This window comes from Bifidobacterium sp. UBA6881, assembly GCA_002451435.1.
Lineage (GTDB): Bacteria > Actinomycetota > Actinomycetes > Actinomycetales > Bifidobacteriaceae > Bifidobacterium.
Genome location: DKCF01000068.1, coordinates 3,376 through 8,657, shown reverse-complemented (window position 1 = coordinate 8,657; position 5,282 = coordinate 3,376). Strand labels below are relative to the sequence as shown.

Annotated in this window: 6 protein-coding genes; 2 read left to right on the top strand and 4 right to left on the bottom strand. The window is 62.3% G+C overall.

The annotated features are described in order from the left end of the window. Window positions 1-46 precede the first annotated feature (46 nt). The 3 genes from B3C64_RS05015 to B3C64_RS05005 all read right to left on the bottom strand — a co-directional run bounded on the left by B3C64_RS05015 (window position 47) and on the right by B3C64_RS05005 (window position 3,033). A complete protein-coding gene (locus B3C64_RS05015) occupies window positions 47-1,081 on the bottom strand; it encodes a universal stress protein (RefSeq protein WP_291534164.1) in 1,035 nt (344 codons plus the stop codon). Window positions 1,082-1,249: 168 nt separating this feature from the next. Continuing rightward, entirely contained in the window at window positions 1,250-1,999 is a 750-nt protein-coding gene (locus B3C64_RS05010) for a C40 family peptidase (protein ID WP_291534163.1), read from the bottom strand. A 98-nt stretch (window positions 2,000-2,097) separates the two neighbouring features. After that, window positions 2,098-3,033 carry a CHAP domain-containing protein gene (locus B3C64_RS05005; protein ID WP_291534161.1) on the bottom strand — a complete coding sequence of 312 codons (936 nt, stop codon included), beginning with the start codon at window positions 3,031-3,033 and terminating at the stop codon, window positions 2,098-2,100. Between the two features lie 366 nt (window positions 3,034-3,399). Here B3C64_RS05005 and serC point away from each other — a divergent pair, with 366 nt between their 5' ends. After that, window positions 3,400-4,542 (top strand): phosphoserine transaminase, encoded by a 1,143-nt coding sequence (serC, locus tag B3C64_RS05000; RefSeq protein WP_291534159.1) that lies wholly within the window; start codon window positions 3,400-3,402, stop codon window positions 4,540-4,542. A 19-nt stretch (window positions 4,543-4,561) separates the two neighbouring features. After that, on the top strand, window positions 4,562-4,816 hold the full coding sequence (locus tag B3C64_RS04995; protein WP_291534158.1) for a DUF2530 domain-containing protein: 255 nt from the start codon (window positions 4,562-4,564) through the stop codon (window positions 4,814-4,816). A gap of 121 nt (window positions 4,817-4,937) precedes the next feature. On the opposite strand, the gene B3C64_RS04990 is transcribed toward B3C64_RS04995, so the two are convergent. Beyond that, window positions 4,938-5,282, bottom strand: a 345-nt coding sequence (locus B3C64_RS04990; RefSeq protein ID WP_291534157.1) for a sensor histidine kinase, incomplete at its 5' end; no start/stop codon positions are given.

The window sequence follows — 5,282 nt, the reverse complement described above, 5'->3', positions numbered from 1 at the left end:
GAATGGCCGCGAATCGTTTCCCCATCCGCGGTCATTCGAGACGATGTCACTGACGCTTGGGATCGATCTTGGTCTCGATGGCCTCGGCGACATCGGGCGCGGCCTTGGCGACCGGCACCTCCTCGACGCCCTTGATCTCGTCAAGGGCCTTCGGCTTGACCTCGGCCGGCGAACCCGGAACGGTGTCAAGACGGCTTTCGGCCGCCTCCACGTACTTGCGCGGCACCACATAGACCGGGCCCACGGCGTGCTGGAGCAGCCCCTGGCTGGTCGAGCCCAGCAACAGGCCGGTGAAGCCGCCGCGACCGCGGGAACCGACCACGACGACATCATGGTCATAGCTGGCCTTGGTCAATGCGCCGACCGCGGAACCGGGCACCACCTGCTTGTTGATCTTCAGATCGGGGTGGGATTCCTCAAGCGGCTTGATGCGCACGTCGAGGTCGTCCTGGAAGGAGGCCATCACGCCCTCGTCCTCGGAGCCCTTGATGTTCGGAGCCGCGGAGATGACGTCCAGCTCGGCTCCCCAGGCGTCGGCGAAGTCGGCCGCGATCTGCAATGCCTTCAGGCCCCACTTGGATTCGTCGGAGCCCACGGCCACCTTGGTGATGGTGTTGTTCAGATGCATCAGGTTGCCGTCATCGTCGGTGTACGGAACCACCACGATCGGGCAGTACGCGTATGCCGGAAGGCTGGAGCTGGTCGTGCCCAGCAGACGTTCGGCCAGACCACCCTTGCCGCGGTTGCCGATGACGATGAGATTGTAGTTGCGGGACAATTCCACGAACACCGACGCCGGATCCCCGGTGACGATCAGCGTGGCCGCCTCGACGCCCTGCTCGTCCGCGATCGCCTTGGCCTTCGACAGAATCTCCTGGGCGTCGGTATGCGCCGCGTTGTCGTCGCCCATGGCGGTGTAGGTCGCATCAAACGAAACCGCGGCGTAACTCGGCAGCGAGTACGCACAGACGATCTGCAGCGTCAGTCCCGCGTGCTTCGCGTAATTCGCTGCCCACCACGTGGCCTTGTAGCTGGCGTGGGAACCATCAACACCAACGAGGATTGCCTTGTCGTTAATCATGGACGACCTCCTTGAACTTGATCCACGGCAACGCGGCCGTGCGTTGCTTCTAGGCACCAGAATACCCCGCGACATGCGCTTTGACGGTAACGACTCGGGAAAACACAAGCAAAAGGGCGTATCCGTGAAGGATACGCCCTTAGTGAACGCTAGATGGGAAGCTCCACACTACGCGACGCGTCTGATGGAATACGATCCAGGGAACATCCAGACCAGCAGATTGGTCCTGATACCAGCCGAGTAGTTTTCTGCATCGACGACCATGCCATTGCCGATGTAGATGGCCGCATGGCTCGAGTTCGCGATGATGTCGCCAGGCTGCGCCTGGGCCAGACTCGGCACCGCGTAGCCGACGGTGGCTTGCTCGCCTGAGGTGCGGGGCAGGGAAATGCCGTTCTGCGCGAACACGTACTGCACGAAGCAGGAGCAGTCCATGTTCCACGGCGGATTGCATCCGCCGTACTGGAAACGGTCATCGGCTGCGATGGCCAGACCAAGCGAGACGATGCCGGCCGCATTGCCGGTGGCCGCCGGCAGGTTGGACAAATCGGTGGACTGGCGCTCGGAGGAACGGGACGCCGTGTTGTTCTGGTTGGTCTGCTGCTGCGCGGCCTGCTGTTGGGCCTGCTGCGCAGCCTGTTCGCGGGCCTGTTGCTCGGCCGCGGCCTTGGCCTCGGCGTCCTTTTCGGCCTGAGACTTCGTCTGCGGCACATTCAGACTTTCCACTCCACCCCAATCGGAGTTCGATTCGACTTCGGTCGATGTGGATTCGCTGAGCAGGTTCTTCTTCACGACACTGGTCTTCGGGAAGGAGCGGGTGACGACGACGGCTTCCTGCTTGGCGTCATCGTTGGCGGCAAGCGCCGCCGGTGCCACACCGGCGAACGCGACGGCCGCGGCGACAAGGGCGGTAATCATCGAAAAACGTATATTCTGCTTCATCGTCGTATAGTTTACGGCACACCAAATACAAAAGGGAGACGCATTCGCCTCCCCTGACCGCCCGATGCCGAAGCTCAGTAATGGATGTACTGGAAATCGTTCACATTGGTCAAGGTGCGCGAATACGTGGTGCCGTTCATGGACGCGCCGCATTCGGACGTCACAATGGAGCCGTCTGCGTTGATCTTCTCGACGATGGCGACATGGCCATACGTGGAATCGGAACCCTCCTGCCCCGCTGCGAATACGATGATGTCACCAACGTGCCGTGGCGTGTTGTCGACCCAATAGCCGAGAGCACGCGCGGAGTTGGCCCACTGGCAGCCATTGCCGAAATAGGAGCCGACAGGCAGGCCGAGCTGCAGGCGGCGGGTGTACGCCCACCATGTGCACTGGCTGAATTCGTATGCGTTGCCGGTATCGCCCGTGGCATGGTTGGGATTGAAGCCGGCCGGCAGCGAACCCTGGTCCTGGTCCATCAACACCGCGACGTTGGGATTGCTGGCCAAGGACTTCGACAATTGACTGGTGTCGATGGTGGAGCTGGTGTCGCCGAGCTGCCATTCACCCTTGCTGTCCGTCGCATAGGAGTCGCTCAGCGAGGCGCGGTCCTCGGAACGGGAAGCCTCGTTGTCGGAGACGCGCTGGATCTGGGTGGTGGTCGTGGCCTGGTCGGCCAATGTGAAATCGGCCACATTGCGCTGCTGCCCGAAAGCCACTGCGGTGGCTGCGGTACCGGCCAGCGCGGCCAAAGAAGCGGAAGTGATGATCGTGGAATGACGTTCCGCGGCTTTGGCCGCCTCGCGCATCGCACGTCGGCTCATCGGAGCGATTTCGTTGAGCTTCTCGGCGACCGCGGGTTCAAGACCGACCACGGTGCCGCCGTTCGCCAGCTGTACCATGCGGACGGCTTTTGCGGTGTGGGTACCATGGGACGACGTGAACAACGTCTTGACGACATCGAGATTCACGCTTGGAATCCTGGCCGCTTTATGCGCCGCATGCCTCATATACCAATCACTCCTCGTAGGTTGCATCGGACCATGGAAACTTCTGGTCCCTCATGGTCACAAAACCGTCACGAAATTACAGGTTACACCAATATCGGGATACGGCATAATCCATGTGCTTCCCGATTGCCGCATGCGCGCGCTACTCAAACGCGAGCAGGCCGCCGTCGGGCATGCGTTCCGGCGTGACCGTCCGCATGCCCGTGTGCGACTTGAACTACTCCATGCGCCGTCGGCAATCGAATCGAAACAGGCGATGAACCAAGACGGAACATCATATGAACCATTCGCCGGACGCACCGTCGAAGCGTCCGGCAAGCGGCCGCGCTCCGAGACAATCCCCGCATATGACTACCCTTGTGAGTCATGACGAATACTGTGACCATTCCTTCAGACATGCTTCCGGAGGACGGACGCTTCGGCTCGGGCCCGAGCAAAATCCGTCCGGAGCAAATCCATGCGCTCGACGACGGCGCACGCAACCTTCTCGGCACCTCGCACCGACAGACCCCCATCAAGCAATTGGTGGGCTCGATACGCGAGGGGCTGTCCGAGTTCTTCCATGTGCCCGACGGATATGAGGTGGTGCTGGGCAACGGCGGCGCCAGCGCGTTCTGGGACGTCGCCTGCGCGTCACTGATCACGCGCAAGGCCGCGTTCGGCACATATGGATCGTTCAGCACGAAGTTCGCGAAGTCGGCGCAATCGGCGCCATTCCTCGAAGAACCGGCGATCTACGCCGGAGAACCGGGAACCTACCGTCTGCCGGAATACACCGAGGATGCCGACGCCTACTGCTGGGCGCACAACGAGACCTCCACCGGCGTCGCCGCACCAGTCAGGCGCGTCGACGGCTCCCGCGAACAGGGCGCGCTGACCCTTATCGACGCCACCAGCGGCGCCGGCGCGCTGCCCGTCGACATCAGCCAGACGGACGCCTACTACTTCTCCCCGCAGAAGGCCTTCGGCTCTGACGGCGGCCTGTGGATAGCGGTGCTCTCCCCCGCCGCGGTGGAACGCGCATACGGCATCGCGGAAAGCACCCGGCTGCCGGGAACGCGCCGTTGGATTCCGCCGTTCCTCTCCCTGACCTCGGCCATCGAGAACTCCCGTAAGGACCAGACGCTCAACACACCCGCGGTGGCCACGCTGGTCATGCTGGAGAACCAGGTGCGCTGGCTCAACGACAACGGCGGACTCGCCTGGACCTCGGCACGCTGCGCGCGTTCCGCCTCGCTGCTGTACAAGTGGGCGGAGCAGTCCGATTACGCGACGCCGTTCGTCAAGGACGAAGGCTCGCGCTCCCACGCGGTCGTCACCGTCGACCTCGACGATGGCATCAGCGCGTCCCAAGTCATCGCGGCGCTGCGCGAGAACGGCATCGTGGACACCAACGGCTATCGCAAGCTCGGCCGCAACCAGCTGCGCATCGGCGTGTTCCCATCCGTGGAGCCCAGCGATGTGGAAGCGCTCACGCACTGCATCGACTACGTCGTGGAACATCTGTGACGCGTTGTATGGTGACCGTATGAAAATCGCACCGATTATCGACCCCGGCGTGAGGAAGCCCTCACCGAAACCGGTACGCGTGGACCTGCGCAAGGTGTTCATGTTCGGCACCGCATTGTGGGCCATCGCATTGATCGTCTGCATGGTGCTGCAGGCGATCGGCTTCAATGTGGAAAAAGGACAGACCATGTGCGCGGCGGGCACCGTCATCGGCGTGATCATGCTGGTCTGGGAGCATTTCGACCGTTGGGACTACCGCCGTCTCGGCGAATGACCGACGACCATTGATACGACGGCCGGCATATCAGACGCCATGCGACCACGAATGTGCCCGGTGTCCTTTCCGTTCGCAGATGAAAGGACACCGGGCGCATTCGTTTTCATTCGCCGATTCGCTACTTGCCGGCCAGCGGCAACACCAGCGCGAACGTGCTCCCTTGCCCCGGACTGCTCCACACCGATGCGGAGCCATGATGCGTCAGCGCGACGTGCTTGACGATGGCCAATCCCAACCCGATGCCGTCCTGCGAATGTTCGTTCTGATTGTCGCCACGGTAGAACCGTTCGAAAATGCGATTCTGCTCGCCGACGGGAATGCCCACGCCGCGGTCGAGCACGCTCACCACGGCCTCGGTATGCTCCTCATTGGCCTTGATCGAGACGTTCACCGTGGTCCTGTCCGGCGAATACGCGATCGCGTTCTCCACCAGTTTCGCCACGGCCGCCCGAATCTGCTCGGC

Bases quoted from the DNA above. Each gene is read 5' to 3' on its own strand.
- serC (WP_291534159.1), top strand. From the start codon at position 3,400: ATGACGAATACTGTGACCATTCCTTCAGACATGCTTCCGGAGGACGGA.
- B3C64_RS05005 (WP_291534161.1), bottom strand. From the start codon at position 3,033: ATGAGGCATGCGGCGCATAAAGCGGCCAGGATTCCAAGCGTGAATCTC.
- B3C64_RS05010 (WP_291534163.1), bottom strand. From the start codon at position 1,999: ATGATTACCGCCCTTGTCGCCGCGGCCGTCGCGTTCGCCGGTGTGGCA.
- B3C64_RS04995 (WP_291534158.1), top strand. From the start codon at position 4,562: ATGAAAATCGCACCGATTATCGACCCCGGCGTGAGGAAGCCCTCACCG.
- B3C64_RS05015 (WP_291534164.1), bottom strand. From the start codon at position 1,081: ATGATTAACGACAAGGCAATCCTCGTTGGTGTTGATGGTTCCCACGCC.